General features: G+C 43.4%; 25 protein-coding genes. 7 read left to right on the forward strand and 18 right to left on the reverse strand.

What is annotated here, in order from left to right:
- Positions 1–42 precede the first annotated feature (42 nt).
- From GTK07_RS17460 to GTK07_RS17470, 3 genes are read right to left on the reverse strand one after another with little or no spacing between them, the layout of a single operon-like run.
- Positions 43–996, reverse strand: a complete 954-nt coding sequence (locus GTK07_RS17460) for an AAA family ATPase (protein ID WP_163636456.1) — start codon at positions 994–996, stop codon at positions 43–45.
- A 4-nt stretch (positions 997–1,000) separates the two neighbouring features.
- Positions 1,001–2,434 carry a peptidylprolyl isomerase gene (locus GTK07_RS17465; protein ID WP_235932915.1) on the reverse strand — a complete coding sequence of 478 codons (1,434 nt, stop codon included), beginning with the start codon at positions 2,432–2,434 and terminating at the stop codon, positions 1,001–1,003.
- Positions 2,394–3,212, reverse strand: coding sequence for a peptidyl-prolyl cis-trans isomerase (locus GTK07_RS17470; protein ID WP_235932916.1), 819 nt, complete (start codon positions 3,210–3,212; stop codon positions 2,394–2,396). Before GTK07_RS17470 ends, GTK07_RS17465 begins: the two co-directional genes overlap by 41 nt.
- Positions 3,213–3,384: 172 nt before the next feature.
- On the opposite strand from GTK07_RS17470, the gene GTK07_RS17475 reads away from it, so the two are divergent.
- From GTK07_RS17475 to GTK07_RS17485, 3 genes are read left to right on the forward strand one after another with little or no spacing between them, the layout of a single operon-like run.
- Positions 3,385–3,840, forward strand: a complete 456-nt coding sequence (locus GTK07_RS17475) for an SRPBCC family protein (RefSeq protein ID WP_163636458.1) — start codon at positions 3,385–3,387, stop codon at positions 3,838–3,840.
- A gap of 2 nt (positions 3,841–3,842) precedes the next feature.
- A complete protein-coding gene (locus GTK07_RS17480) occupies positions 3,843–4,100 on the forward strand; it encodes a hypothetical protein (protein WP_163636459.1) in 258 nt (85 codons plus the stop codon).
- A gap of 9 nt (positions 4,101–4,109) precedes the next feature.
- Positions 4,110–5,246, forward strand: coding sequence for a serine hydrolase (locus GTK07_RS17485; RefSeq protein WP_163636460.1), 1,137 nt, complete (start codon positions 4,110–4,112; stop codon positions 5,244–5,246).
- 117 nt (positions 5,247–5,363) lie between these two features.
- On the opposite strand, the gene GTK07_RS17490 is transcribed toward GTK07_RS17485, so the two are convergent.
- From GTK07_RS17490 to rimO, 3 genes are all read right to left on the reverse strand, one after another.
- Positions 5,364–6,980, reverse strand: coding sequence for a Gfo/Idh/MocA family protein (locus GTK07_RS17490; protein ID WP_163636461.1), 1,617 nt, complete (start codon positions 6,978–6,980; stop codon positions 5,364–5,366).
- Positions 6,977–7,459 (reverse strand): DoxX family membrane protein, encoded by a 483-nt coding sequence (locus GTK07_RS17495; RefSeq protein WP_163636462.1) that lies wholly within the window; start codon positions 7,457–7,459, stop codon positions 6,977–6,979. Before GTK07_RS17495 ends, GTK07_RS17490 begins: the two co-directional genes overlap by 4 nt.
- Before the next feature lie 250 nt (positions 7,460–7,709).
- On the reverse strand, positions 7,710–9,014 hold the full coding sequence (rimO, locus tag GTK07_RS17500; RefSeq protein ID WP_163636463.1) for a 30S ribosomal protein S12 methylthiotransferase RimO: 1,305 nt from the start codon (positions 9,012–9,014) through the stop codon (positions 7,710–7,712).
- Between the two features lie 126 nt (positions 9,015–9,140).
- On the opposite strand from rimO, the gene GTK07_RS17505 reads away from it, so the two are divergent.
- Entirely contained in the window at positions 9,141–10,235 is a 1,095-nt protein-coding gene (locus tag GTK07_RS17505) for a serine hydrolase domain-containing protein (RefSeq protein ID WP_163636464.1), read from the forward strand.
- Here GTK07_RS17505 and GTK07_RS17510 read toward each other — a convergent pair.
- Positions 10,232–11,893, reverse strand: coding sequence for an amidase family protein (locus GTK07_RS17510; RefSeq protein WP_163636465.1), 1,662 nt, complete (start codon positions 11,891–11,893; stop codon positions 10,232–10,234). The genes GTK07_RS17505 and GTK07_RS17510 overlap by 4 nt on opposite strands.
- A gap of 4 nt (positions 11,894–11,897) precedes the next feature.
- Positions 11,898–12,854, reverse strand: coding sequence for a signal recognition particle-docking protein FtsY (gene ftsY / locus GTK07_RS17515; protein WP_163636466.1), 957 nt, complete (start codon positions 12,852–12,854; stop codon positions 11,898–11,900).
- A gap of 278 nt (positions 12,855–13,132) precedes the next feature.
- Here ftsY and GTK07_RS17520 point away from each other — a divergent pair, with 278 nt between their 5' ends.
- Positions 13,133–14,962: an immunoglobulin domain-containing protein gene (locus GTK07_RS17520; RefSeq protein WP_163636467.1), complete on the forward strand. Its 1,830-nt coding sequence runs from the start codon at positions 13,133–13,135 to the stop codon at positions 14,960–14,962.
- Positions 14,963–15,048: 86 nt separating this feature from the next.
- Here the strand turns inward: GTK07_RS17520 and GTK07_RS17525 are convergent, their stop codons facing one another.
- The 9 genes from GTK07_RS17525 to recR all read right to left on the reverse strand — a co-directional run bounded on the left by GTK07_RS17525 (position 15,049) and on the right by recR (position 20,901).
- Positions 15,049–15,201 carry a DUF4295 domain-containing protein gene (locus tag GTK07_RS17525; RefSeq protein WP_163636468.1) on the reverse strand — a complete coding sequence of 51 codons (153 nt, stop codon included), beginning with the start codon at positions 15,199–15,201 and terminating at the stop codon, positions 15,049–15,051.
- A gap of 37 nt (positions 15,202–15,238) precedes the next feature.
- Positions 15,239–15,421, reverse strand: coding sequence for a 50S ribosomal protein L33 (gene rpmG / locus GTK07_RS17530; protein ID WP_163636469.1), 183 nt, complete (start codon positions 15,419–15,421; stop codon positions 15,239–15,241).
- A gap of 28 nt (positions 15,422–15,449) precedes the next feature.
- On the reverse strand, positions 15,450–15,677 hold the full coding sequence (rpmB, locus tag GTK07_RS17535) for a 50S ribosomal protein L28 (protein ID WP_163636470.1): 228 nt from the start codon (positions 15,675–15,677) through the stop codon (positions 15,450–15,452).
- A 73-nt stretch (positions 15,678–15,750) separates the two neighbouring features.
- Positions 15,751–16,998: a competence/damage-inducible protein A gene (locus GTK07_RS17540; RefSeq protein WP_163636471.1), complete on the reverse strand. Its 1,248-nt coding sequence runs from the start codon at positions 16,996–16,998 to the stop codon at positions 15,751–15,753.
- A 1-nt stretch (position 16,999) separates the two neighbouring features.
- Positions 17,000–17,338 carry an Hpt domain-containing protein gene (locus GTK07_RS17545; RefSeq protein WP_163636472.1) on the reverse strand — a complete coding sequence of 113 codons (339 nt, stop codon included), beginning with the start codon at positions 17,336–17,338 and terminating at the stop codon, positions 17,000–17,002.
- The gene (locus GTK07_RS17550; protein WP_163636473.1) at positions 17,338–17,949 is read right to left on the reverse strand and encodes a fumarylacetoacetate hydrolase family protein; all 612 of its coding nucleotides are present in this window, start codon (positions 17,947–17,949) and stop codon (positions 17,338–17,340) included. The genes GTK07_RS17545 and GTK07_RS17550 overlap by 1 nt, the downstream gene beginning before the upstream one ends.
- Positions 17,950–17,973: 24 nt before the next feature.
- Complete coding sequence (locus GTK07_RS17555) at positions 17,974–18,747, reverse strand: 3'-5' exonuclease (protein ID WP_163636474.1); 774 nt, start codon at positions 18,745–18,747, stop codon at positions 17,974–17,976.
- 79 nt (positions 18,748–18,826) lie between these two features.
- On the reverse strand, positions 18,827–20,185 hold the full coding sequence (locus GTK07_RS17560) for a dihydrolipoamide acetyltransferase family protein (protein WP_163636475.1): 1,359 nt from the start codon (positions 20,183–20,185) through the stop codon (positions 18,827–18,829).
- Between the two features lie 95 nt (positions 20,186–20,280).
- Positions 20,281–20,901, reverse strand: coding sequence for a recombination mediator RecR (gene recR / locus GTK07_RS17565; protein ID WP_163636476.1), 621 nt, complete (start codon positions 20,899–20,901; stop codon positions 20,281–20,283).
- Between the two features lie 76 nt (positions 20,902–20,977).
- On the opposite strand from recR, the gene GTK07_RS17570 reads away from it, so the two are divergent.
- Positions 20,978–22,459: a sodium:solute symporter gene (locus GTK07_RS17570; protein WP_163636477.1), complete on the forward strand. Its 1,482-nt coding sequence runs from the start codon at positions 20,978–20,980 to the stop codon at positions 22,457–22,459.
- Here the strand turns inward: GTK07_RS17570 and GTK07_RS17575 are convergent.
- Positions 22,443–22,802 carry a CoA-binding protein gene (locus GTK07_RS17575; protein ID WP_163636478.1) on the reverse strand — a complete coding sequence of 120 codons (360 nt, stop codon included), beginning with the start codon at positions 22,800–22,802 and terminating at the stop codon, positions 22,443–22,445. The genes GTK07_RS17570 and GTK07_RS17575 overlap by 17 nt on opposite strands.
- Before the next feature lie 350 nt (positions 22,803–23,152).
- Here GTK07_RS17575 and GTK07_RS17580 point away from each other — a divergent pair, with 350 nt between their 5' ends.
- Positions 23,153–25,603 (forward strand): TonB-dependent receptor, encoded by a 2,451-nt coding sequence (locus tag GTK07_RS17580; protein ID WP_163636479.1) that lies wholly within the window; start codon positions 23,153–23,155, stop codon positions 25,601–25,603.
- Positions 25,604–25,645 lie beyond the last annotated feature (42 nt).

Raw genomic sequence — 25,645 nt, forward strand, 5'->3', positions numbered from 1 at the left:
TGGAATTAGAATCGCGCTAAATAAATATCTATGATTTGATATTTATAACAATTCTGCAATAATCCTTTCCTCTGAGATGCCTTCAGCCTCAGCTTTGTAGTTTTTTAGGATCCTGTGACGAAGAATACCAAGGGAGACCGCTTTTATGTCTTCAATGTCCGGAGAAAATTTTCCATGGACGGCTGCATGCGCTTTGGCACCCAATACGAGATTCTGGGAAGCCCTAGGACCAGCGCCCCAATCCACATAGTTATTTACAAAATCCAAGGAACCTTCAATTCCCGGGCGTGTTCTATTGACGAGCCTTACCGCGTAATCGATTACATTATCAGGTACGGGAATCCGCCTGATCAAATGCTGGATGGCAATAATGTCATCCGCATTGAAAAGGGTGTTCAGCGTTACCTCATCATCGGTAGTGGTAGATTTTACCACTTGTATTTCCTCTTCTATGGAAGGATACTTTAATTCGATGGCAAACATAAAACGGTCCAATTGTGCCTCTGGCAAGGGATACGTACCTTCTTGCTCAATAGGGTTTTGGGTCGCCAACACAAAATACGGACGGTTAAGTTTGTATTGCTTGCCCGCAATGGTCACCGCACGCTCCTGCATGGCTTCCAACAGGGCGGCCTGTGTCTTTGGTGGAGTCCGGTTGATCTCATCCGCCAAAATGATGTTGGCGAAAACAGGCCCCATGATAAACTTAAAGTTTCTGTTCTGGTCCAATACCTCACTACCCAAAATATCACTGGGCATAAGGTCTGGGGTAAATTGTATCCTTTTGAAGTCCAGTCCGAGCGTTTGTGCGATTGTATTGACCATCAAAGTCTTGGCCAAACCGGGAACACCGATCAATAGGGAATGCCCCCCTGTATAAATGGATAGCAAAATTTGATCGATTACCTTTTCTTGGCCCACAATGACCTTGGCAATCTCCCTTTTTAGTTCTTGGTGTTTTTTTACCAGGTTTTCTACCGCAGTTACGTCTGACATTCGCCTACTCCTTTACCCAGTTGTTTGCAAAATCGCAGCCTCTATTGTCAACGTTCACGTGGATATAGGTATCCTCAATATGTTCCTCCATCCATTTTTTGATGGCCTTGAACTGCTTTTCCCTAAGGGCCAACTCTTGTATCTTTAAATAATCCTTGGCAAAATCGGCCTTGTGCTCATCGTATCGATTGGAGATTCTCATGATCTTGAACTTGGGAGGTCCTCCCCTAGGATCATCTTCCCTTATAGGTCTTGAAATTTCCCCATCCTTAATGTTCCTTACCTGATTGTACAAGGTTGGGTCCATTTTGGTCAGTTCAAACCTTGAATCGAAATTGATCGGGTTACGCAATAGACCCCCATCATTTTTGGTTTCTTTTTCATCGGAAAAATTCAAGGCCGCCTCCGCAAAGGTGTATTTGCCATCCAATATATGCTGACGGATGGTATCCAACTCCTTCACTGCATCATCAATGGCACTTTGAGGAACTTCAGGAATCATCAAAATGTGTCTCAAATCAATTTCTTGCCCTCTAATTTTTTCAATATAAATGATGTGGTACCCATAAACCGTTTCAAAAGGTTCCGAAATTTCACCTTCACGGAGACTAAAGGCCACATCCTTGAATTCGCGTACAAATTGGGTTTCTTTGTTCATGCTATAGAACCCACCATTTGCCCTTGAAGAATCATCGCGGGTATACAAAATGGCCTTCACCTTAAAGCTGGCACCATTTTCTTCTACATCCTGTTTAATGGCCTTCAACTGCTGAATCACTTTTTGTTTCTCTTCCTCAGGTGCCTTGGGAGATTTTACGATCTGTGCAATTTCCAGTTCAGCACCAAAAACAGGGCGCTCATCCTCGGGAATGTTGAAGAAAAATTGACGAACCTCCTCAGGTGTCACTTCAATTTCCTCCACTATCTTGCTTTGCATCTTTTCCGAAAGCATGCGTAGCTTATTGATTTCGAAAAGCTCGGTCCGGAAACTTTCCACATCAGGTTTTTTGTAAAACTTCAGTACTTTTTCCATAGATCCAACCTGTGCAACAAGTTGTTGGATCTGTCTATCACTTTGCGCGTTCACCATATCGTCCGAAACCAACAAACTATCTTGAATGGCCTGGTGGGCATACAAACGGTCTTCCATCAATTTGCCCAAAAGCCCACACCGGGTAATGTCTTCCGTGGAGGCCCCTTGGTTTTTAAGATCAATCAAAGTTTTATCTATGTCCGATTCCAAGATCACATAATCACCGATTACGGCGGCAATACCATCCAACTTCACTTTGGTGGTCGAGGCGGTTGTGTCCTTAACTCCCAGTGCTTCATCGGTTTCCTGTCCCTTGGCGGTAATGGCCGATAGGAAAACAAGGGCCAAAATCCCCTTCATCATATTATTCATACACCTCAAATTCTTTCTTCTTGATTGCTTCATCTATAATCTCGGTTTCCAATTTTTTTACGTAGTTCAAACGTCTTCTATTGAGAATCAGTTGTCTGATTTCTGGTTCCACATACTCAAAAGGTGCTGTATCGTTGACATCCAACACGTTGGTGACCATGCCCAAATATACCTCTATGGAGTCTTGTAGCTCAAAAAATTGTGATTTTTTTAAGTAGTTGGCTTCATTTGTGGCAGTTAGGGGCGTAATTTCCTCTACAACCCTACTGGAACTTACCCAAATGGAGTCGTTAAAATGGATTTTCTTGAACTGCACCGCAATGGAATCCAAGTATTTTTTATCGGCATCCTTCCAATTCCTGATCTTTGCCTTTACCCCATCTATATCCAAAAACTGGGCGGGCATACCCACAAAACGGAGCTGAACCAATTTTTCGTTCAACTTGAAGTTTTCCTTCTCCCGTTCGTAGTAATCCTGCAACTGGTTTTTGGTCACCGAGGTATCGTTGGCCTGTAGCACAAGGGCTTCAATATAGGCGCGGGTATACAGTTCCGACCTGTAATCGGCAACCAAACGATCAAATTCCGCGAGTTTCTCTTCGGGCAAATTGATCTTGGACTTGGACAACAATAATTGTTTGGAGGCCCAATTGTTGATATAATTGGAAACAAATAAGGCGCTATCCTGTGGGGTCATGTCATCACTGATCAATACAGCAACATCATCTTTGTAAAGATAAGTGTCCCCCACTCTTGCCAATGGTTCCCTCTCTACTTCCTTATTAAAAAGACCTTCGCAGGATGTGACCATCAAGGTACACAGGGAGCAAAGTAGGTAAAAGCTATTTTTTTGGAGCTTAAGCATTTCGCAAAAATAACAATTACTAAATCCCATACAAGTAAGTGCCATTCGCATTAACAGATTTTTATTAGACACCCTTCGCCAAAAAAGAAATCGTTACATTAGTGCAAAACCAAATCAAATGAAGTATACGACCCAAATTTTGGTGGACATCCCGCGGGATGAATTCATCAAGAAATTGGACAATCCAGATAACATGAAGCACTGGCAAAGGGGGCTGACCCAATATGAGCAGCTTTCCAAAAATCCTGGGCAGGAAGGAGCCCAAATGAGCCTGAGCTACCAAATGGGAAAACGGGAGGTCACTCTTGTGGAGACCATCATCAAAAAAAACTTGCCCGAAGAAATGCACGCCAGTTACGATGCCAAAGGAGTACATAACCTCCAAAAAAACTATTTTAAGGATGAGGGTGGTAAAACACGTTGGGTCACTGAAACGGATTTTCAGTTTTCAGGCTTTGGAATGAAGTTGATGGGATTATTGATGCCACGTGCATTCAAAAAACAAACCTTGATTTATATGCAAGATTTTAAGAAATTTGCCGAAGAGGGAATTTCCGCAACCGACTCACAATAACCATGGAAAAAATTTTGGACCGTAAAATCAAGATTATTTGGGACTTCAGGGGCCCCAATGCCGCCCGAACCGCCGAACACTACCGCAAACACCTTGAAGAGTTTGTAATTGTGGAAGAATTGAAATTTGACCTATCGGGAGTGGAGCATTTTGGGCCTACCCATAGCATCGCCTTTTTGGTGGTGGCCGAGTTTGAACTAAAGGAGGTAAAGGACATTCTAAAACCGCACAGGGGACAGGTTTACACGGGAGATCTATAACCAGCTATCATGTGGAGTAGGATCACACTTACCACATTGACCCTTTTGGCAATATCCTGCAAAGATACGGTTGTTGCCGTTGATCCTTTGGAACAGGTGTTGACCTCTGAAAATCCACTGATCAAAAATGTGATGGATCATTTGAGGGAACACGAGGTACAAATTCGATATACCCAAATTGACCGTCGAAACGACAGTATTTTCTTCACGGATTTCGATTTTCAGGTTGATGCCGAAGCATACTTTTATCCCGCAAGCACCGCCAAATTTCCTGCTGCGGTTGCCGCACTTGAAAAACTTAACGAAATTGATTCCCTAGACCTTAACACCCCCTTTTATATTGAGGGGGATTCTGTGGAAACCACTTTTGCCAAATGCATTTCGGAAATCTTTGCCGTTTCCGACAATGCCGCCAATAATCGCTTGGTGGAATTTTTAGGACAGGACGACCTGAATACCAGGATTGCCCGAAAAGGCGTAACCCCCATCCGTATTGCACATAGATTATCGGCCCCCAATGGTGATGATGTTACTACCAAACCTTTGGTGATTTATTTAAACGATTCCACCACCGCGGTGACCCAACCCATCATCAATACACCTGCCAAGCCTTTATTGTTAAAACGGATTAAAAAAGGCAGAGGGTTTTATGCGGACGATTCCTTGGTGTTGGAACCTTTTGATTTTTCCCTTAAAAATTACTTCCCCATTCAGGCACAGTCGGCATTATTGAAAAGAATCATTTTTCCTGAAGCCTTTCCAAAGGAAAAACGGTTTGATTTGAGCCCAGAACAACACCAATTCCTTTTTGAAGCCATGAATACCCTTCCTCCAAAATTGGGTTACGACCCTGTAGAGTTTTATGATAGCTATGTGAAGTTCTTTATGTTCGGGGACAGCACGGACCCCACACCGGAACATATCAAAATTTACAACAAAGTGGGTTATGCCTATGGCACCCTAACGGATTGTGCTTACATACAGGACACCAAAAACCAAGTGGATTTTATGATCGTAGCCACCATTTTGGTGAACAGCGACGGTATTTTTAATGACGATGCCTACGAATATGACGATGTGGGCATCCCATTCCTAGCCCAATTGGGAAGGGAATTGTACCAGTACGAACTCCAGCGAAAAAGATAATACTTACCCGCTCTGCGTTTTTTAACAATGAAAAATGGGACACTGCCATATGGAGCCGAATTCCTTGGAGGCAACATCCCATTTCCCGGATTAGAAAAACATAAAAATCTAGAAACCTCAACCAACCATTTCGGGTTTTACATCCCAATTATCGTTGGCCAGCAATACTTGATCAAAGTCGATGCCTTCAATGGGCTTCAACATTTCTGTATTGGGATCCCATTCGATTTTTCGGCCCAATTTCCATGACAGACCTGCCATATGGGCGGAAATAGCTTCCTCGAACCCTTCCTTGATACCGCAGCTTACCTTGCCTCCATTTTTGATTACACTCAACCATTCCCTCATGTGCAAGAAAGTGGAATCCACACGGACCCCATCGATATAGGTCCACATAAGGCCTTTGTCCGCAAAATATTGGGATGTGGCAGAAGAGATGGCATCAGGCACATTGGCCGCTGGGTTATATTGATAAATGGGTACTCCCGGATTCATTTTCCCGGCCTCAATCATTTCGGCATATCGGGTAGATGCCCCATCGGGCCAAATGGTCAATTTATTGCCCAGTTCCATGGTAGCATCATGCCCCATCAGTATGGTAGGCCTGTTGAAACCGTTACCCAACGTGGCACTATAACAGAAGGTCATTCCCTTTTCCTTGCCCTTGGCTTGGCTGCTTCCAGTACTGTAATCGGGGAATTCCATGTTCACTTGGATCACATCTGGCACATTTCTGCCATCGTTATGGGTATAAATACCACCTGAAGCACTCACCGAAGAGGGAATGCCCATATTAAGTACACAATTCAAGCGATCATAGTCATGGGTCAACAGATCCCCTGAAAGTCCAGATCCATAGGCCCACCATTTACGCCATCTGAAAAAATGGTTTTTGTTGAACGGCACTTTTGGTGCAGAACCTAAAAATTGTTCCCAATCAATGGTCTCGGGGCTCGCCTTTTCATGGATATCATAGTTCCATGCACCATTGTCATCATTCCTGTTGGTATTGGTCTGAATAAGCGATACATGGCCCAACGTACCTTTTTCAACAATATCCCTGGCCGTACTAAAGCTCAAGGTCTGTCTATGTTGATGCCCCACTGCCAACACCGCTTTGGAGTTTTTAGCAGCATCCCGCAAAAGATAGGTTTCCCCCACTGTATGCGTCATGGGTTTTTCCACATACACATGCACGTTGTGGTTCAAAGCTTCAATGGAAATAGGGGCATGCCAATGGTCAGGAGTGGCAATCACCACGGCATCCACATCACCGCTTCCTATCATATCTTTATACGTAGTGTATCTTTTGATTGGGTTTTCCGGGGTTGAGAAGGAATCGATAAAACTTTGAGCTCTTACATCGAAAACATCACAGATACCAACTAATTTTACGTTCAGTTTTTCTTGACCCATAAAATCCTCAAGGGCATGGTTGTCCGGATCTTCCTGTGCGGCCAAACGCATTTCTTCCTTCCATGTTCCGGTAGCAAATCCCAAGGCCCTACAAAGTTGCTCCCCACGGATGCCGAATCCAATGATCCCAACCCGAACAGGTTCCCCTCCGATACCTGGCACTGCCGGTGGCAATGATGGCGTAATGTTGAGCTGTTCCAAAATTTCGGAACGTTTTCTTCTAGTCCCTACAGTATTGGCTGCTCCGGCCCACCATACCGCTCCCAGTATGGGGAGTCCTCCCAATCCGATCAAAAGGTCTCTTCTAGTCCATTTCATTGCTCTTGCATTTTAGTTAGTCTGTTTTTCCGTAGGTAATCCAATCCAAAGTATTGGCCTGTTGGCAATTGGTAAATGACCAAACAAGCCACCAGTTCAATGAGGTTTTTGTTCACGAACCAATAGCTGCCTTCCACATTCAACTGGGTAAGCCCAGGAAATGGAGGATGCGCAAAAAAGTAGAGGGCCAAAAGTCCCATCCCTACAAAGGCACCTACCTTTTCAAAAATTCCGAGGGTAAAGGTGATTCCCACCACCATAAGGGCGATGATGTTCAGAGAGTCCACCCAACCGATGGTTGCATCGCCCACCAGCATGGTAAAGAACCATTTAAAAGGGCCCTGCGCGGTGGCCAAATACCCAAAGGAAGTCCATTCAGGATTATAAAGCTTCACGATTCCCTCAAATAAAAAGTGCCACCCTATAAGAATACGAAGTAGCGTGACACTCACTTTCAGTTTATTTTGATTTTGGTCCATATTGTTGGTTTAGTTGTTAACCCTTTCTTTATTTCCTATTGATAATCAATTACTAAAACAAGGTAAATTAACAAAGATTCTTTAGTTATGAACCATAAAATTACCAACAGAGATACTCTTGAACCATGACTATTGTCAGTTTATCTGTTTATGAAATACATGGATTAGGAAATCAACTTGAATATATACCATGATCGATACCCTACTTTTTTGCGAAGTAGTATAAAAAATACCTTTCTGAAAAAAAATGCTAAGCTACGGGCTCCCCGTATAGGTCATAATCGGAGGCATCGTTGATCTTGATGGAGGTAAAGTCACCAATTTGCACATAATGCTTGGTCGCATCGATCAATACTTCGTTGTCCACATCGGGTGAATCAAATTCGGTGCGGCCCACAAAATAATTCCCTTCTTTTCTATCGATAATGCAACGGAAGGTTTTCCCGATTTTTTCTTGATTCAGCTCCCATGAGATTTGGGATTGGATTTCCATAATCTGGTTGGCGCGATCCTGTTTCACCTCTTCGGGCACATTATCATCCAAACTGTAAGCGTGGGTATTCTCCTCGTGACTATAGGTAAAACAGCCCAAACGTTCAAAGCGCATATCGGTTACCCATTGCTTCAAAATCTGGAAATCCGCTTCGGTTTCCCCAGGATAACCCACAATCAAGGTGGTACGGATGGCCATACCGGGTACCGCCGTCCTAAAGTCCTTCAGCAACTGGGTTGTTTTGGCCTTTGTAGTGCCCCTACGCATACTTTTCAAAATGGAATCCGAAATGTGTTGCAGGGGAATGTCGATATAATTACAGATTTTAGGTTCCCTTTGCATCACTTCCAAAACATCCATCGGGAATCCTGTTGGGAAGGCGTAATGCAAACGGATCCATTCAATGCCGTCCACTTTAACCAAAGCTTCGAGCAGCTCTGCCAAATTTCTTTTTTTATACAGGTCCAATCCGTAGTAGGTAAGGTCCTGTGCAATCAAAATCAATTCTTTTACGCCTTTGGCAGCCAATTTTTCCGCTTCGGCCACTAAATCTTCTATTGGTGTACTCCTATGCTTGCCCCGCATGATCGGGATGGCACAAAACGAACAAGGCCTGTCACAACCCTCGGCAATTTTCAGGTAAGCATAGTTTTTGGGTGTGGTCGTTAAACGTTCCCCTATCAATTCATGCTTGTAATCCGCTCCTAAGGCCTTCAACAAATTGGGAAGGTCACTGGTCCCGAAATATTCGTCCACATTGGGGATTTCCTTTTCCAAGTCCGGTTTATAGCGCTCACTCAAACAACCCGTAACAAAAACTTTGTCCACCAAGCCATCTTCTTTCTTTTGAACATACTCCAAAATGGTATTCACACTCTCTTCCTTGGCATTGGCGATAAAACCACAAGTATTGATCACCACCACGTTGCCTTCCTCTTCATGTACCACCTCTTTGTTATTGGCACGTAGTTGGCCCATCAGTACTTCGGAGTCATAGACATTCTTGCTACAACCCAAGGTTACCACATTGATTTTGTTCTGTTTAAGCGATTTTGTGCGCATAGTTGCTATAAATGGAGTGCAAAAATACAACAACACAGCGCATTACATCGATTTGCCTGCATATTTTTCCTGTTCCAACGTTAAACCTAAGGAACAAAATATAGTCCTATACAAAATCGTAATGCTATGAAACAACTGGTTGCCCTATCTCTCTTTCTATTCATTCTATTAACCGGGTGTTCCTCCGGGGATGATTCCAAGGACAATGAGAATCCAGACCCAATAACTGGTGAATTGTATTTTCCTCCCAACGATTTGGTCACTTGGGAAACAGTGTCACCCACCAGTTTAAATTGGAACACGGATGCCGAACAACCCCTTCATGACTTTTTGGAGGAAAAAGGAACCGATGGATTCATCATTTTAAAAGATGGAAAAATTGTGGTGGAATGGTATTTTGGTGGTTTTACCGCAGATGATAGCCATTCCTGGAACTCTGCTGGTAAAACCTTGACGGCCATGACGGTCGGCATTGCTCAAGAGGAAGGCTTTTTGTCCATCGAAGATTCCTCCATGGATTATTTGGGTGAAGGATGGTCCATGCTTACGCCGGAACAGGAAGCCAATATCACCGTACGCCATCATTTGACCATGACCACAGGTTTGGACTATACCGTGGACGACCCTTTCTGCTATGATAAGGAATGTCTATTGTATAAAAATGAACCCGGTACGTTTTGGTATTATCACAATGCGGCCTACACCCTATTGGACCAAATCGTGACCAACGCCACAGGCATGGATTTTAAACAGTATTCCTATCAAAAGATACGGGACAAGATAGGCATGCAGGGCACCTGGGTCAAAGTTAATTACAACAACCTCTTTTTCAGCAACACCAGAGGTATGGCCCGGTTCGGGCTGTTGTGCCTCAATGAAGGCATCTGGGACGGAACGGAAATTCTTTCGGACAAGTCCTATTTTACCGCAATGACGAACACCTCCCAAAACCTGAACCAATCCTACGGTTATTTATGGTGGTTAAACGGCAAAGCCAACTTTAAGGTTCCTGGCAATGAAGCCACCTTCAGTGGTGAATTGATGTCTGAAGCCCCAAGTGACCTCATTTCAGGTTTGGGTGCCTTTGACCAAAAATTGTATGTAGTACCTAGTCAAAATCTGGTGATTGTAAGATTAGGGGACGATGCTGGAGGAAGTCAATTGGGCCCATCCAGTTTTGATAATTTGCTTTGGGAAAAGTTGAGTGCCTACATCAATTAATCCTTAAACGCTTCCGGAATTTTTCGCGCGTGGGTAAGGTCTTCGTATGCCTTACCAATTCGTAACAGTTGGGCTTCCGTAAAAGGTTTACCAATAAACGTCAAATTTTCAGGTTCGCCAGTTGTCTTATATCCCATAGGAATCGTCAACGCAGGATACTCCGCCACAGCAGCATATCCCGCATGGTAATTGTTGATGCTCAACACGGCGTCAAGATTTTTTTCTTCCATGATCTTGAAGAAAGACCTACCCGAAGCCATCAAATCGGTCTTGATCTTTTCAAATTCATCCTGCGTTGTGGAATCTGTCAAAATATCATCAAAACGGGCCTGCCCGTATGGAATCCGTACCAAAGAGTCTTGACTGTTGAACCGAACCACATCTTCCACTGTTTCCAACTTTACAACGTCCTTGTTCTTCACCTCTGCATTGAGATATGCCTTCAAATCCTTTTTCATATCAAGATTTAACAAGGTCGTAAAATGATCCAACTGTACATTTTCAGGCTCAAATTCAATAAGTTGCGCACCGGCTTCCTTCAATTTTTCAACGGCTAACGCATACATGGAATCCCGCTCCATCAAGTTCTTCATCACGCCGAGCCTAACTTCCTTGAGTGGTTCCGGCTGCATCCAAGAGGATAGAATATCCTGATCAGTTGCTACCGATTTTGCATCCTTTTCGTCCTTACCCAACATGGCATCCAACAGAATGGCGTTGTCGGTTACATTTTTGGTCATGGGGCCAGGAGTATCCAAAGTACTGGAAATAGGTACAATTCCGGTTCTGCTCAACAAACCAATCGTTGGCTTTAACCCCACTACGGAACTTTGACCCGATGGCGAAAGAATGGAACCAGAGGTTTCTGTACCCACTGCACCAACAGCGTAATTGGCCGCTGTGGAAGTACCGCTACCCGCGCTGGAACCACCAGTATCAAAAACCCTCCGGCCATAGGCATTCAACGTTTGTCCACCCACGGCACTCTGGCCATTCGGGCAAACATCACAGATAAAATTGGCCCACTCGCTCAGGTTTACCTTCCCTAGTATCAAGGCACCTTTGGCTTTCAAGCGTTTCACAATAAAGGCATCATTGGTCTGGTTATTTTGTAGAGCCACTGCACCTGCCGTGGTATGCATTTCAGAAGTACCAACATTATCCTTCAGCAAAATGGGCATGCCATAGATCAAATGGTGACCATCGGCATTTGCATCCAGTTTGCGAGCTTCTTCAAGCACCTTCGGATTTAAAGCGATTACCGTATTCAGGGTGGTATTGTTCGGAAGTTCGTATTTGTATATTCGATGTAAGTAGAAAAGTACCAAATCCTCATAGGTAAAATCGTCATCTTTTATATGTTGTTGAAGGGTTGGAATGTCCTGTTCCAACACTAGGGGTTTCATCTTTTCATACTGCTCTTCGGGAAATTTGGAAACCTCATCATATAAGGGAAGAAATACTTCGTTTTTGTCAAGCACCTTGCTCTGGATGAATTTGTACCGCATCCTGGCGCTTTCATTATCCTGACTGGCGGCCACTTCGGATGAATCGTTATAAGGTGTCCAAAGAACAACTTCCTTTTCAGGTTCGATATTTTTTTGCTTGCAGGAAGCCAAACCTACGATAAGAAAACAGCCGATAAGGTACTTGTGCATAAAACTATATTTTGAAAAAGGAGTCTACAAACTCGTATTTGTTGAATACTTGAAGGTCTTCTATACCCTCACCTACACCAATGTATTTCACTGGGATCTGGAACTGGTCTGAAATACCGATGACCACACCGCCCTTGGCCGTACCATCCAACTTGGTCACTGCCAAACTGGTCACTTCGGTGGCCTTGGTAAACTGTTTGGCCTGTTCAAACGCGTTCTGGCCTGTGGAGCCATCCAAAACCAATAGCACATCGTGGGGAGCATCGGGCACCACTTTTTGCATGACCCGTTTTACTTTGGAAAGTTCGTTCATCAAATTGATCTTGTTGTGCAAACGACCGGCGGTATCCACCAAAACCACATCAGCCCCTTCAGCCACGGCAGAATTCAACGTATCAAAGGCAACGGAAGCGGGATCGCTTCCCATTTTCTGTTTGATGATGGGTACATCCACCCGCTTGGCCCAAACCTCCAACTGGTCAATGGCCGCAGCACGAAAGGTATCCGCCGCACCCAACACCACTTTGTATCCTTTGTTCTTAAATTGATGGGCCAACTTACCAATAGTTGTGGTCTTCCCCACACCATTCACACCCACCACCATGATCACGTAGGGTTTCTTGTCCTTGGGAATGGAAATCTCCGTTTCTTCGCCAATGTTGGTCTCGGAAAGGAGCCCGGCAATCTCTTCCCGTAGAATGGTATTCAGTTCATCCGTTCCCATGTATTTATCCTTGGAAACGCGTTCCTCAATACGCTCAATGATTTTTAGGGTGGTGTCCACGCCAACATCGGAGGTCACCAACACCTCTTCCAAATTGTCCAGTACCTCATCATCCACCTTAGATTTCCCTGCAACGGCCTTGCCCAATTTGCCAAAGAAACTGGTCTTGGATTTCTCCAATCCCTTGTCCAAAGTCTCTTTTTTGTCCTTTGAAAATATATTTTTGAATAAGCTCATCTCGTATTCTTAGTTGAATGTCAAATATAGGAAAGTAAGGGGAGTTTTGTTAAATCAAATTGCTCCTAAGTAAGATGGCGATATTGGCGAGCAATAAGCCCAATACCCCTACAAACTTCGGACATACAAGGTTTTACCGATGAAATGCACGGCTACACAACAAAATTTTTAGGCCCTTGGACAACTTTCATACATTTAACTTAACATAGTATTCATCAATTGCAATGAAAGATCTTTTACATAAGTTCATCTTAGTATTCATAATGATGCTATGCATTATGGCAAAGGCTCAGGAAACCTATTCTGATACCTTTAGCTCCGTATCCTATTCCAACAACAACGGTACCCAAAACTGGTCAGGAAATTGGGTGGAATACAATGATAACAATTCCGCTTCAAATGGATACATTAGGATAACGGGCGGGCAGCTCTACTTTTATTATATCTGGACAGAAAATATAAGGAGAACCGCCGACCTTAGTAGTTATACCGCAGCAACTCTTTCCTTTGATTGGCAGACCTCCAGTCTCGAATCCGGGGAAACCCTTGCCATCCAGATTTCCAGCAATGGATCTTCCTTTACAACCCTGGACATCTTTTCTGGAAACCAGAGCGGCACTTTTAACCAAGATATTTCGGCATACCTATCGAACAACACCACCATTCGTTTTATGAAAGGCGGAGGAAATTGGTCGGATAGCAGCGACCGTGTATATATAGATAATGTTACGATTGCCGCAACATCAATCCCTTCAACCGATACTGATGGAGATGGTGTCAGTGATGCTGTGGATCTTGATGATGACAACGATGGAATAACGGACGAGGAAGAATATTGCACCACAATAAATGCCTCTTTCTTAACATCGGCAGATGTAGGGGAACGATCGGTTGTGGTGAACCATACAGATACCGGGTATTTACGTTTGGATTTTTCTTCCATGGACAACTCCTTTCAATTGGATATCAATGGCACCACGGTGCACCCCTCCGTTCTGGAATTTGAAAATGGGGCCCTTGATGCCGGAGATGAATATTTTGTTTTTCAATCGGATGGAGCCTTTATCAGCACGCCTTGGACCGCAAATTCCAATGGCTTGCCCAGACTAAGATTGATCGTGGATGAATTCGGCGAAGCAGCCTTGTATGGTACGCGGACCACCACTTCCACAACCTTGGAAATCATGGAAGCCCAAGGCGGCACCCCTTTCAATACGATTAATTGGATATCTGGAAACAATAATACCTTTACCATTACCAACCAATCAGGACCAGGTCCTGAAGGCTTTACGGGCGAGTTGTTTGCCAGCGCGGTTTGTGATACGGACGGGGACGGTATCAGCAACCATCTTGACCTTGATTCGGATAATGATGGTATTATGGATATAGTTGAATCCGGGGTACTCGATATAAGTGGTGTTTCCGACAGTAACAATGATGGCCGAATTGATGGGGCGACATCTGGCTCTGGTTCCAATGGTCTATTTACTGACATTGAGGACAACGACACCTCCTATGCCATATTATCCTATGCCATTTTGGATTCGGACTCTGATGGCAGTTATGATGCTTATGTTTTGGATGCCGATGGAGACGGATGTAACGGTGTGTTGGAAGCTGGGTTTACCGATAATGATGATGATGGTGTTTTAGGGCCGTCAAGTGTGACAGTCGATTCTGATGGTTTAGTAAGCAGTGGTGTAGATGGTTATACAGTACCAGCGGACAATGATTCCAACTCGATCTATGATTATCGGGAAGTCGGAACTGTACCGACCATTACTTCCCAACCAGTGGATACTACTACTTGTCCTGGCTGTACTACAGCCATAACGGTAACTTCCATGGCAGATCAGTACCAATGGCAATTCAACAACGTAGGTGTTTGGACCGACCTTACAGATTCAGGATTTTACTCCGGCACATCGTCCCAGACATTGACGATCACCAACCCAACGCCTGGCGAGAACAACACCCAATTTCGTGTGGTTCTGAGTAATGATGCCTTTGTTTGCGGATCCACAATTTCGAACACCGCTACTTTAACATTGCAGGTAAATACCGTGGTGACCAACCGGCATATCACATATAGGGCCAACAAGAACTAATAAGTGGAATGAATTCCGAACAAAAAGAAAACTCAAAAAAAAAGCCGCTCTAAAAGCGGCTTTCTTTATATATGTGGTTGTTCTCCTTAGTTCTTGTTCAACCAATCGTTCACCATTTCGGGTGCCATTACAGATTCTACGAATGTGTATGCACCAGTTTTTGGGGACCTTACCATTTTAATGGCTTTGGTCAATCTTTTAGAGGCGGTCTGAAGTGTTGCTACTGTTTTCTTTGCCATGGCCTATATTGTGTTTACTTTTTAGTGAAAAAAGTGATTACTTAATTTCTTTATGAACGGTCATACGCTTCAGGATAGGATTGTATTTCTTGATTTCCATCCTATCTGGCGTGTTCTTTTTGTTCTTTTTGGTAACGTACCTAGAAGTACCTGGCATACCAGATTCTTTGTGCTCTGTACACTCCAAAATTACCTGAATCCTATTTCCTTTCTTTGCCATTGTATCGTACTTAAAACGCTATTACTACTTACTTTTTGGAATTGATATCCTTCAATACGGCAGAGATTCCTTTTTTGTTGATGACCTTCAACCCTCTTGACGAAACGTTCAAGGTTACCCAACGATCTTCTTCTGGAACGTAAAATTTCTTTTTGGAAACGTTTACGTCGAATCTCCTTTTGGTCTTATTGATAGAAAAGGAAACGTTGTTTCCAAACATCACCTTTTTTCCTGTTACTTCACAAACTTTAGACATCTCCCTAACTTTTGAGTGATTTTATTGAGGCTGCAAATTTATACCATTTTAATGGGACGTACAAAATTCTTTTTCAGAAATTTAAAATTTCTTTGTACAATAGCTCAAAAGCCTTGCCTACAGATTTCTTAACTACCCTTTCCCGATGGTTTCCCATATTGAATTCTTGGGCAAAAGAGCCCTTTGGGGAACTTATGGCAATATACACTGTTCCCACGTCGGCGTCGGAATCTCCTTTGGTCGGCCCTGCATTACCTGTTGTGGCAATCCCAAAATCCGATCCCAAAAGGTCTCTCACCCGTTCAGCCATGGCAACTGCCACTTCTTCACTGACTACGGAATACTGTTCCACCAATTCTTTGGGCACCCCCAACACCTTGATCTTTGTCTCCGTGGCATAGCAGACCACGCTTCCCTTAAAATAATGGGACGCTCCGGGCACCGAAGTAACCTGTTCCGCGATTTTGCCCCCTGTAAAACTTTCGGCAGTGGCCAAGGTCATTCGCTTTTCGGTCAGCAACTTTCCTATCTGTACTTCAATGGCGCCATCTTCCTCCTCACCATAAATAATATCACCGATCAAGGGATATAGTTTCTTGGCCTCATCTTCTACCATGGACACCAACGCTTCTTTATCCTGGCCTTTGGCAGAAAGTCTAAGTTTTACCCTTCCTAAATTGGGCAAATAGGCCAATTTTATGGCAGAGGGTAGGTTGTTTTCCCAATCTTCGATTTTTTCTGCGATGGTACTTTCTCCCATTCCATAGGTCATGATGGTCTTGTGCACAATGTGAGGACGTTCATACTCCTCAATGATAGCGGGCAACACCGATGTCAGGATTAGATTCTTCATCTCGTACGGAACACCGGGCAGAAAAAAATAGGAAACTTTATCCTTTTTCATCCAAAGTCCTGGAGCGGTACCAAAGGCATTGTGTAACACCTTGGCCTTGGTAGGGACCAGTGCCTGTTGACGGTTTAGATCGGATATGGGAGAATTGATGTACTTTTTAAAAAGTTCCTCAATATGGGCAAGGACCTTTTCATCACGCACCAACTCATCATCAAAAAACTGGCAAAGCGTCGGTTTGGTCACATCATCCTTTGTAGGGCCCAGTCCTCCTGTAACTATGACCACAGAGGAACGGTTGCCCGCCTCTTCCAATGACCTTAATATATGCTCGCGATCATCCTGTACCGAGGTAATCTGATAGACGGAAACACCGATCTTGTTCAACTCCTTGGCTATAAAAGCTGAGTTGGAGTCCACAATCTGCCCAATGAGAATCTCATCCCCAATGGTGATAATCTCGGCTTGCATTTTATAAATCGAAGTCTTTCTTTAATTCGGAGACCACCTGAAGAACATCCTTTTTCAAAAGGGGAAATTTCTTTTCAATATCCTCCATACTGGCTTCACTTTTGCCCATGGTCTCAATATCGAGGGCCATGGCCCTGGTCTGTTCCATGCCCAAGATGTCCACATTCGGTTTTATCTTGTGCGCCAGTTTATAAATAGTATCGTAATCCCGAGCACCTATGGCTTTTTCCAAACCTTCAAGATCTTCGGGTACTTCTTCCAAAAAAACAGAGATCACGGAAACAATGAAATCCTTATCTCCCTCTGCCATTTCATTTAACTTATCGAGGCTGTAAATCATTATCGTACATTAATTTCAAATAGCTTCTCACCTTCCAAGGTGCCAACAAGGTAGTCATTTGGGGCTATTTTACCAACCCCGGCAGGCGTACCTGTAAAAATGATATCTCCTTTTTTCAACATGAAATAAGTGGAGACATGGGCTATAATTTCATCTATCTTCCAAAGCATCAAAGCGGTATTCCCATCTTGAACTTTTTCACCATTTTTGGATAGGGAAAAACTCAAATGGTCCACATCCTTGAATCTATTTTTCGACACCCAGTTCCCGATTACGGCCGATCCATCAAAGCCCTTCGCCTTTTCCCAAGGCAGGCCTTTTGCTTTTAGTTTGGACTGAAGGTCCCTTGCCGTAAAATCGATGCCGAGGCCAATTTCGTCATAGTATTTATGGGCAAATTCTTTGGCGATATGTTTTCCGACCTTTTTGATCTTCACCAATACTTCTACCTCATAGTGTACATCGTCGCTAAATTCGGGAATATAAAAATCCTGCTCTTTTGGAAGAACGGAAGAATCAGGTTTTATGAAAACCACAGGTTCATCCGGGCGTTCGTTGTTCAGTTCGTCTATGTGGTCCACATAGTTACGTCCTATACAAATCAGTTTCATTCAGTTTTAGGGGGTTATGTTGCATTATATTTTATTGTTGAGCTTGCTCAACTTAATCTGCGTCAATACTTTTTTAGTGTACAAAGGAAAATCGGCGTTCAAGATCCAGCCAAAATAACCAGGCTCCGCCTCCAATACCTCATCCACGGACCTTCCTTTATGCTTTCCGAAGGAAAAAACAGGCTGTTCGTTTTCATCAAGGGCTATAAATCCGGCAAAATCGAGGGATTGTTTCCTAGTGGTGAATTCAGACAGTTTCTTGATATCGTTTTCCAGTTCGGGGTATCTTTCCAACTGGGCAAGGAGCACCTCATAAGTGGCCATGGTATCGGCCTTGGCACTATGGGCGTCCTCCAAACTTTTGTCGCAATAGAATTTATAGGCCGCTTCCAAGGTGCGTTTTTCCATTTTATGGAAAATGGTCTGCACATCCACGGAAACCATGTTCTTCATATCAAAATCCACATCGGCCCGCAACATTTCCTCCACCAATAGGGGAATATCGAAACGATCGGAATTAAAACCTGCCAAATCGCTGTCGCGGATCATTTTGTAGATTTCTTTTGACAATTGTTTGAAGGTGGGTTCATTGGCCACTTTTTCGTTGGATATGCCATGAATGGCCTCCGACTCTGGCGGTATTGGCATTTCAGGATTTACCAACCATGTTCTGCTTTCCTTGTTTCCGTTCGGATATACCTTCAAAATGGATATTTCTACGATACGATCCTTGGCCACATTGGTACCTGTGGTTTCCAGATCAAAAAAGCAAATGGGTTTGGTCAATTGTAATTGCATGCGGTATTCATTGAATGGATAAATGGGACTTCAAAATCTTAAAGTTACACATAGTGAAAAGAAAAAATGGAATTTTCCATTAGATTTCCCTATTCACGTCCCAAGCTTCCAAATAATCCGCAACGGCTTTTACGAACATTCCACCCAAGGCTCCGTTCACCACACGGTGGTCGTAGCTATGCGATAGGAACATTTTGCTTCGGATGCCGATGAACTCCCCTTGACCGGTTTCAATCACGGAAGGAATTTTTCTAATGGCGCCCAATGCCAAGATGCCCACTTGCGGTTGGTTGATGATCGGCGTACCGAAAACACTGCCAAAAGTCCCCACATTGGTTACGGTGTAAGTACCATCTTTAACCTCATCGGGCTTCAATTGGTTGTTCCGAGCACGATTGGCCAAATCGTTAACCGTCTTGGCCATACCCACCAAATTCAATTGATCGGCGTTTTTGATCACGGGCACGATAAGGTTTCCATCTGGTAAGGCTGCCGCCATACCCAAATTGATGTTTTTCTTTTTGATGACCTTGTCCCCATCCAAAGAAATGTTCATCATCGGGAATTTCTTTAAGGCCAAGGCCACCGCTTCCATAAAAATTGGGGTAAAGGTGAGTTTTTCCCCTTCCCTCTGCTCAAAGGCATTTTTTACTTTATTTCTCCAGTTCACAACATTGGTCACATCCACTTCCACAAAACTTTGCACGTGTGCCGATGTGGAAATACTCTCGATCATGTGGTGCGCGATCAATTTGCCCATTCGGGTAAGCGGGATGATCTCATCACCATCACCAACGGGAATTGGGGCTGATTTTGGTTTCTCAACAACTTCCCTCACTGGTTTAACTTCGGCTTCCACTGGTTTTACCTCTTTCACGACCGGAGCCTCAACTGGTTTTGCAGCGTCCTTTGTGGTTCGGTTTTCCAGATAGGCCATGATATCGTTTTTGGTAACGCGACCTTCACTACCTGTTCCGACAATGGCTTCCAGTTCCTCCATTGAAATACCTTCTTCCTTGGCAATATTTTTCACCAATGGGGAATAAAATCTATCCGAATTTGAAAAATTAGGGGTAGGTACGGCAACTGCTTTTTGGGTCTGGGCCATATCGTTCTCCAGAACCGTGACAGGCTCTTCAACCGATTCGGAAACAGGGCTCTCCATTTTGGAATCCCCAGTTGGCACCTCCACATCCCCATTTAACTGGATAACGGCTACCACTTCCCCAACTTTTATGACATCATCTACGTCAAACCGCTTTTCCACTAAAACACCTTCCACTTCACTGGGCACTTCAGAATCTACTTTGTCCGTGGCAATCTCAAAAACGGCCTCGTCCATTTCAATGGTATCGCCCACTTCCTTCAACCAGGTGGTGAGGGTAGCTTCGGCAACACTTTCGCCCATTTGCGGTAATTTCAATTCAAATTTTGACATATTCCTATTTATCAAAGTGATTTGGACTCTTATTTTGCAAAAATACTAAAGTAAATCACTTATTATTGTTTTATGTTCATTATTTGGCAACTCACCTAATTCGCTTTCATCGAATTTTCAAAAGGCACCCGGTTCAAAATACTTCGTCCCAACGTCACCTCATCGGCATACTCCAATTCATCGCCCACAGAAATCCCCCTTGCAATGGCAGAAGTGGTCACTTCCAACCCTTCCAACTGACGGTAAATATAAAAATTAGTGGTATCACCTTCCATAGTGGAACTTAGGGCAAAGATGAGTTCTTTTACTTTTCCCTCCTTCACTTTATTGATCAAGGATACGATGTTCAAATCCTGCGGCCCCACTCCTTCCATAGGGGAAATCTTGCCTCCAAGTACATGGTACAATCCATTATATTGGGATGTGTTCTCAATGGCCATTACGTCGCGGATGTCTTCCACAACGCAAACCAAATTCTCGTCTCTTTTAGGGTTGGCACAGATCTCACAGATTTCGGTATCGGAGATGTTATGGCAACTTTTACAAAAGTTCACCTCGTTTTTCAATTTGGAAAGGGCATGGGTCAAATGCTCTGTACGTTCCTCGGGCTGTTTGAGCAGGTGAAGCACCAAACGCAAGGCGGTACGCTTGCCTATTCCTGGCAATTGAGACATTTCGTACACGGCATTTTCCAATAATTTGGATGAAAACTCCATAGCATCAAATCTCCAACAAAATTACGATTTTAGTGTTACCAATTTACTTTCGTACTTTGCAAATCAAATACCGTTTATGTCAGCCACACAGATTCTCTTGCTTATAGGTGCTTATTTCTTGGTGCTTATATTGATCTCTTACTTTACTGGAAAAAACGATTCGAACGCAGATTTTTTTAAAGCAGGCAAGCAATCGCCTTGGTACTTGGTGGCATTTGGAATGGTAGGTGCCTCATTGTCAGGGGTTACCTTTATTTCGGTGCCTGGTTGGGTGGACGATATCCATTTTACCTACATACAGGTAGTGATCGGATATCTTTTTGGATATTTTGTGGTAGCCTTTGTTTTACTGCCCCTTTATTATAAGTACAACCTCACCTCTATTTACGAATACCTTGCGGAACGCTTTGGAAAGGTCAGCCATAAAACCGGGGCCTTTTTCTTTTTCCTATCCCGAGTTTTAGGGGCAGCCTTCCGGTTGTATTTGGTTGCCATTGTTTTGCAGCAGTTCGTTTTTGATGGATTGGGGGTGCGTTTTGAGTTTACGGTGGTCATTTCCATTTTATTGATCTGGATCTACACCAACAAAGGCGGTATCAAAACCATTGTTTGGACCGATACCCTGCAGACCCTTTTCATGATAGTGGCCGTTATCCTTTCCATCATCTTCATCAATCAGGAATTGGGGTGGAGCTTTGGGGAGTTTTTAAGATCGGAAGAACTGAAAAGCTACAGTTCCTTTTTGGTCACCGATGACTTTTTGAGTCGAAATTATTTCATTAAATCCTTTGTGGGCGGTATGTTCGTGACCATTTGTATGACCGGATTGGATCAGGACATGATGCAAAAAAACCTTACCTGCAAATCGTTGAAAGACGCTCAAAAAAATATGGTTTCTTTTAGTTTTGTTTTGGTAGGGGTCACCTTTTTGTTCATGCTGTTGGGTGCTTTGTTGTTCATTTATGCCAAACGCAACGGAGTGGCCATTCCTTTGATGGACGGCACCCCAAAAACTGACTTGTTGTTCCCCGAAATTGCGCTGAATAGTGGACTGGGACTGGCCCTATCCATTACTTTCATGTTGGGATTGATCGCTGCGGCCTACAGTAGTGCCGATAGCGCCCTTACCTCTTTGACCACTTCATTTTGTGTAGATTTCCTCAACGTTCAGCATAAAGAAGAAAACGAGCAGAAAAAAATACGGAAACAGACCCACGTGGGGATGAGCGTGATGCTGATCGTGGTTATCATCGCCTTTAAATATATTTTGAGCAGTAATGTGATCGATAGTCTTCTAACGGTAGCCGGGTACACTTACGGACCTTTGTTAGGACTATTTTCCTTTGGAATTTTCACCAAACACAAGATCAAGGATGCTTATGTATGGATCGTAGCGGTATTATCGGTTACCACTATCATTTTAGTGGCTAACATCCCAGCCTCCTATTTAGGTGGATATCAAATGGGGTATGAACTGTTGCCTCTCAATGGATTGTTGACTTTTTTTGGGCTATGGTTGATCAAAAAAAAGGAATTGGAACCTAGTATTGTCCAGTAGCCAACAACACTAGAGTACAGGCAACTTCTACCTTTATGCCTTCTTTTTCTAGGATTTCATAGAATTCCGGATTTTCGGTTCCTGGGTTGAAAATGACCCTTCTTGGCCATAAATCCACAATTTTTTGGTAATATTCGCTTTGGTGGGTTGGGTTCAGATATAAAGTTACGGTATCAATATTTTGAAAATCAACTAAGTTGTCTTTAATTTGTACTCCTGATACAGTTCCCCCATGTATCCCAAATGCGGTTGTTTCAATTTTTTGATCGACCAGCCTACGAACTGCCATGTTACTGTATCTTCCTGGGTTTACAGAAGCCCCGAAAACAAGTGTTTTTGCCATTTGTTAATTTTAGTGTTAAACTTAAAGATAGACTGTAACGATAACAAAAAATTTCCGTCTATTGTATATATAAAATATTTCATTGGTAAGACTGTATTTTTTATAGTTAATGGTTAGTGTTTAGTATAGCTTATCAATGTATCAACCCCGGTATTTTTACCGGGGTTTCTTCTTTTTAAAACTTTTTCTGTTGGTCTCTTTTAGAGCGATATACTTACAATCAATACATTACATTTTTCCATACTGTTAAAGAATGTTAAAATCAAGTGAAGCTGTAACATTCTACGATCAACGGCGTCTTAAGTATATCATCAATCAATCGAATTCATCAATCAAAAAACGAACAACTCATGAAAAAGTTGACCCTACTTTTTGCGCTGCTTTCTTGCGCATTATTTTCTACACATGCAAATACCACAGACCCTGAAAACGCCTTGGGCTCCATTTCAGGAAAGGTAATTGACAACACCCTACAACAACCTGTTGCCTATGCGGCAATAGTCATTAAATCGGAAGACGGTACCGAAACCATCACTGGTGGCATCACCTTGGATGATGGTACTTTCGACATTAAAAAACTGCCCGATGGCAATTTCATTCTTGAAGTACAGTATATCGGGTACAAAACGTATTCCCAAAAATTGGTCATCAATAAGGACAAACGTAATCTGGACATGGGTACCATCACCTTGGTGGAAGAGACCCAAAATCTGGAAGGTGTTGAAGTGGTGGCCGAAAAAACGACCATTGAACAACGGGTGGACAGAAAAGTGATCAACGTGGGCAAGGACTTGACCACTTCCGGCGCAACGGCTTCGGACATTATGAACAACATCCCTTCGGTAAATGTGGATGCCCAAACTGGGGATATTACATTAAGGGGTAATTCCAACGTCCGTGTGATGGTAGACGGAAAGCTTTCCAACGTGCCCATAGCGCAGTTGCTCAAACAGATTCCATCTACCTCCATTAAATCCATTGAACTGATCACCAACCCATCTGCCAAGTACAATCCGGAGGGGATGAGTGGCATCATCAACATTGTATTGCATAAAAATGCCAATATTGGTTTCAATGGAAATGTGAGCATGGGCCTTACCAAAGGTATAGAGGCCAAGTTCAACAGCTCCATTGACTTGAACTACCGTAACGGCAAGTTTAATTTCTATGGAAACTACGGTAATAACATTGGTAAATGGGTAAATGATGGCAGTATTTTGAGGGTGGATGAAAACTCACGCCAAAAATTCGATTTCCTAAACAATAACAAGTCACACTTGTACAAATTAGGGGTCGATTTTTATTTGAACGAAAAGAATACCATCTCTTTCTTCACCAATCAAAACATCTATGACGGGAAAGGATTTGGAACCGTGGCCATCGACTATTTTGAAGCCCCATCGAACAACTTGACCCAATATTTTGATGACCTTTCCGACAATACGAGCGAGCAATACAACTTTGATTATAAACTTGATTTTGGAAAGGAAGGCCACAACATTGAGTTGGAAGTGGACCATAACTTGTTCGACAGTGGCCAGGATGCCGACTTTAGATCGGTTGGTGCCGTTGTTTATCCAAATTACAAGGATTTTGTGGACACCAAACGTACCCAAACCACGGCCAACTTGGACTATGTGAACCCGTTGGACAGTATTTCCAAACTGGAGCTTGGGTTGCAGTCAAGGAATTTTGAGTCCAAAGTGGATTATTCATCAACCGGACAATCCTTCAACTCCCAAGGCAATCTGGTTCCAACGCCTTCCACTAAGTTCATTTATGCCATGGACATCTACTCCGCCTATGCAACTTTTGGCCAGACCTATAAAAAATGGTCTTACCAAATGGGGGTTCGTGTAGAGGACGTGGAAGTAAAAGCTGACACTAATGCAGTACGTGCCTTTACCGACAAATACACTGAGATTTATCCATCGGCATTTGTAACGTATAGTCCAAACGAAAAGGACCAAATGCAATTGAGCTATAGTAGAAGGGTAGATAGACCTGGTTTGGATCAGGTAAACCCTATCAGGGAGTTTGCCACTCCATTGATCTCCTCATTCGGTAACCCGAGTTTGGTTCCACAGTTTACCAGTTCCTATGAGTTGAATTACACCAAAAGACTTAAAAACGGCAGCATTACCTCCGGGGTATTCTACCGCAGTATTACGGATGAGATCAACAGGGCACTTTATGTGGATAGATTGGATCTGAACAAGACCATCCTTACCTATGACAATTTTGACAAAACATCTGCTTATGGTGTGGAAGTATCCGGAAATTACAAACCATTAAAATGGTGGAATGTCAACGGTAGTTTTGATATGTACTCCCAAACCCAAAGAGGCTTTTCGGAAACCTTGGACACCACGGACCCCGATGCCACGGAGGATGATATTATTACAGAGCAGGTTGAAGTGGAGAACACGGCCTGGAACGTAAGGATGAACAACAGTTTCACCGTGACCAAAAAACTAACGCTTCAAGCGTTTGGTTTTTATCGCGGAAGAAACAAGAGCATCCAGTTTGATGCCGACCCCATGTACTTTGTAAACGTGGGTGCCCGCTATAGTTTTGACGATGGCAAAGGCACCATCAGCTTCAACTACAATGATATTTTCAACACCATGCGTTTTGCCTTTGAAGGGGATTACCCCTATGCACAGGAAGGTGCCTTCAACTGGGAGAGCAACAATGTATATGTAGGACTTTCCTATCGTTTTGGAAGTGGAAAGAACAGTGCCAAACAGCGTAAGAGAAGGGACGACAACACCAAGCAAGGTGGCGGTGGTATCCTATAACAATAGTTTGATGGTCCTAGTCAGAGTGTTGGTTGGTTAGTC

This window comes from Flagellimonas sediminis (genome assembly GCF_010500845.1).
GTDB lineage: Bacteria > Bacteroidota > Bacteroidia > Flavobacteriales > Flavobacteriaceae > Flagellimonas > Flagellimonas sediminis.

Excerpts from the sequence above, each read along its gene's own strand:
- GTK07_RS17555 (WP_163636474.1), bottom strand. The coding sequence starts at position 18,747 with ATGCAATTACAATTGACCAAACCCATTTGCTTTTTTGATCTGGAAACC.
- GTK07_RS17470 (WP_235932916.1), bottom strand. The coding sequence starts at position 3,212 with ATGGTCACATCCTGCGAAGGTCTTTTTAATAAGGAAGTAGAGAGGGAA.
- recR (WP_163636476.1), bottom strand. The coding sequence starts at position 20,901 with ATGGAGTTTTCATCCAAATTATTGGAAAATGCCGTGTACGAAATGTCT.
- GTK07_RS17480 (WP_163636459.1), top strand. The coding sequence starts at position 3,843 with ATGGAAAAAATTTTGGACCGTAAAATCAAGATTATTTGGGACTTCAGG.
- GTK07_RS17460 (WP_163636456.1), bottom strand. The coding sequence starts at position 996 with ATGTCAGACGTAACTGCGGTAGAAAACCTGGTAAAAAAACACCAAGAA.
- GTK07_RS17575 (WP_163636478.1), bottom strand. The coding sequence starts at position 22,802 with ATGGCAAAAACACTTGTTTTCGGGGCTTCTGTAAACCCAGGAAGATAC.
- rimO (WP_163636463.1), bottom strand. The coding sequence starts at position 9,014 with ATGCGCACAAAATCGCTTAAACAGAACAAAATCAATGTGGTAACCTTG.
- GTK07_RS17580 (WP_163636479.1), top strand. The coding sequence starts at position 23,153 with ATGAAAAAGTTGACCCTACTTTTTGCGCTGCTTTCTTGCGCATTATTT.
- GTK07_RS17550 (WP_163636473.1), bottom strand. The coding sequence starts at position 17,949 with ATGAAACTGATTTGTATAGGACGTAACTATGTGGACCACATAGACGAA.
- GTK07_RS17570 (WP_163636477.1), top strand. The coding sequence starts at position 20,978 with ATGTCAGCCACACAGATTCTCTTGCTTATAGGTGCTTATTTCTTGGTG.
- ftsY (WP_163636466.1), bottom strand. The coding sequence starts at position 12,854 with ATGAGCTTATTCAAAAATATATTTTCAAAGGACAAAAAAGAGACTTTG.
- GTK07_RS17505 (WP_163636464.1), top strand. The coding sequence starts at position 9,141 with ATGAAACAACTGGTTGCCCTATCTCTCTTTCTATTCATTCTATTAACC.
- GTK07_RS17525 (WP_163636468.1), bottom strand. The coding sequence starts at position 15,201 with ATGGCAAAGAAAACAGTAGCAACACTTCAGACCGCCTCTAAAAGATTG.
- GTK07_RS17490 (WP_163636461.1), bottom strand. The coding sequence starts at position 6,980 with ATGAAATGGACTAGAAGAGACCTTTTGATCGGATTGGGAGGACTCCCC.
- GTK07_RS17545 (WP_163636472.1), bottom strand. The coding sequence starts at position 17,338 with ATGATTTACAGCCTCGATAAGTTAAATGAAATGGCAGAGGGAGATAAG.
- GTK07_RS17465 (WP_235932915.1), bottom strand. The coding sequence starts at position 2,434 with ATGAAGCAATCAAGAAGAAAGAATTTGAGGTGTATGAATAATATGATG.
- GTK07_RS17520 (WP_163636467.1), top strand. The coding sequence starts at position 13,133 with ATGGCAAAGGCTCAGGAAACCTATTCTGATACCTTTAGCTCCGTATCC.
- GTK07_RS17540 (WP_163636471.1), bottom strand. The coding sequence starts at position 16,998 with ATGCAAGCCGAGATTATCACCATTGGGGATGAGATTCTCATTGGGCAG.
- GTK07_RS17475 (WP_163636458.1), top strand. The coding sequence starts at position 3,385 with ATGAAGTATACGACCCAAATTTTGGTGGACATCCCGCGGGATGAATTC.
- GTK07_RS17495 (WP_163636462.1), bottom strand. The coding sequence starts at position 7,459 with ATGGACCAAAATCAAAATAAACTGAAAGTGAGTGTCACGCTACTTCGT.
- GTK07_RS17510 (WP_163636465.1), bottom strand. The coding sequence starts at position 11,893 with ATGCACAAGTACCTTATCGGCTGTTTTCTTATCGTAGGTTTGGCTTCC.
- GTK07_RS17560 (WP_163636475.1), bottom strand. The coding sequence starts at position 20,185 with ATGTCAAAATTTGAATTGAAATTACCGCAAATGGGCGAAAGTGTTGCC.
- GTK07_RS17485 (WP_163636460.1), top strand. The coding sequence starts at position 4,110 with ATGTGGAGTAGGATCACACTTACCACATTGACCCTTTTGGCAATATCC.
- rpmG (WP_163636469.1), bottom strand. The coding sequence starts at position 15,421 with ATGGCAAAGAAAGGAAATAGGATTCAGGTAATTTTGGAGTGTACAGAG.
- rpmB (WP_163636470.1), bottom strand. The coding sequence starts at position 15,677 with ATGTCTAAAGTTTGTGAAGTAACAGGAAAAAAGGTGATGTTTGGAAAC.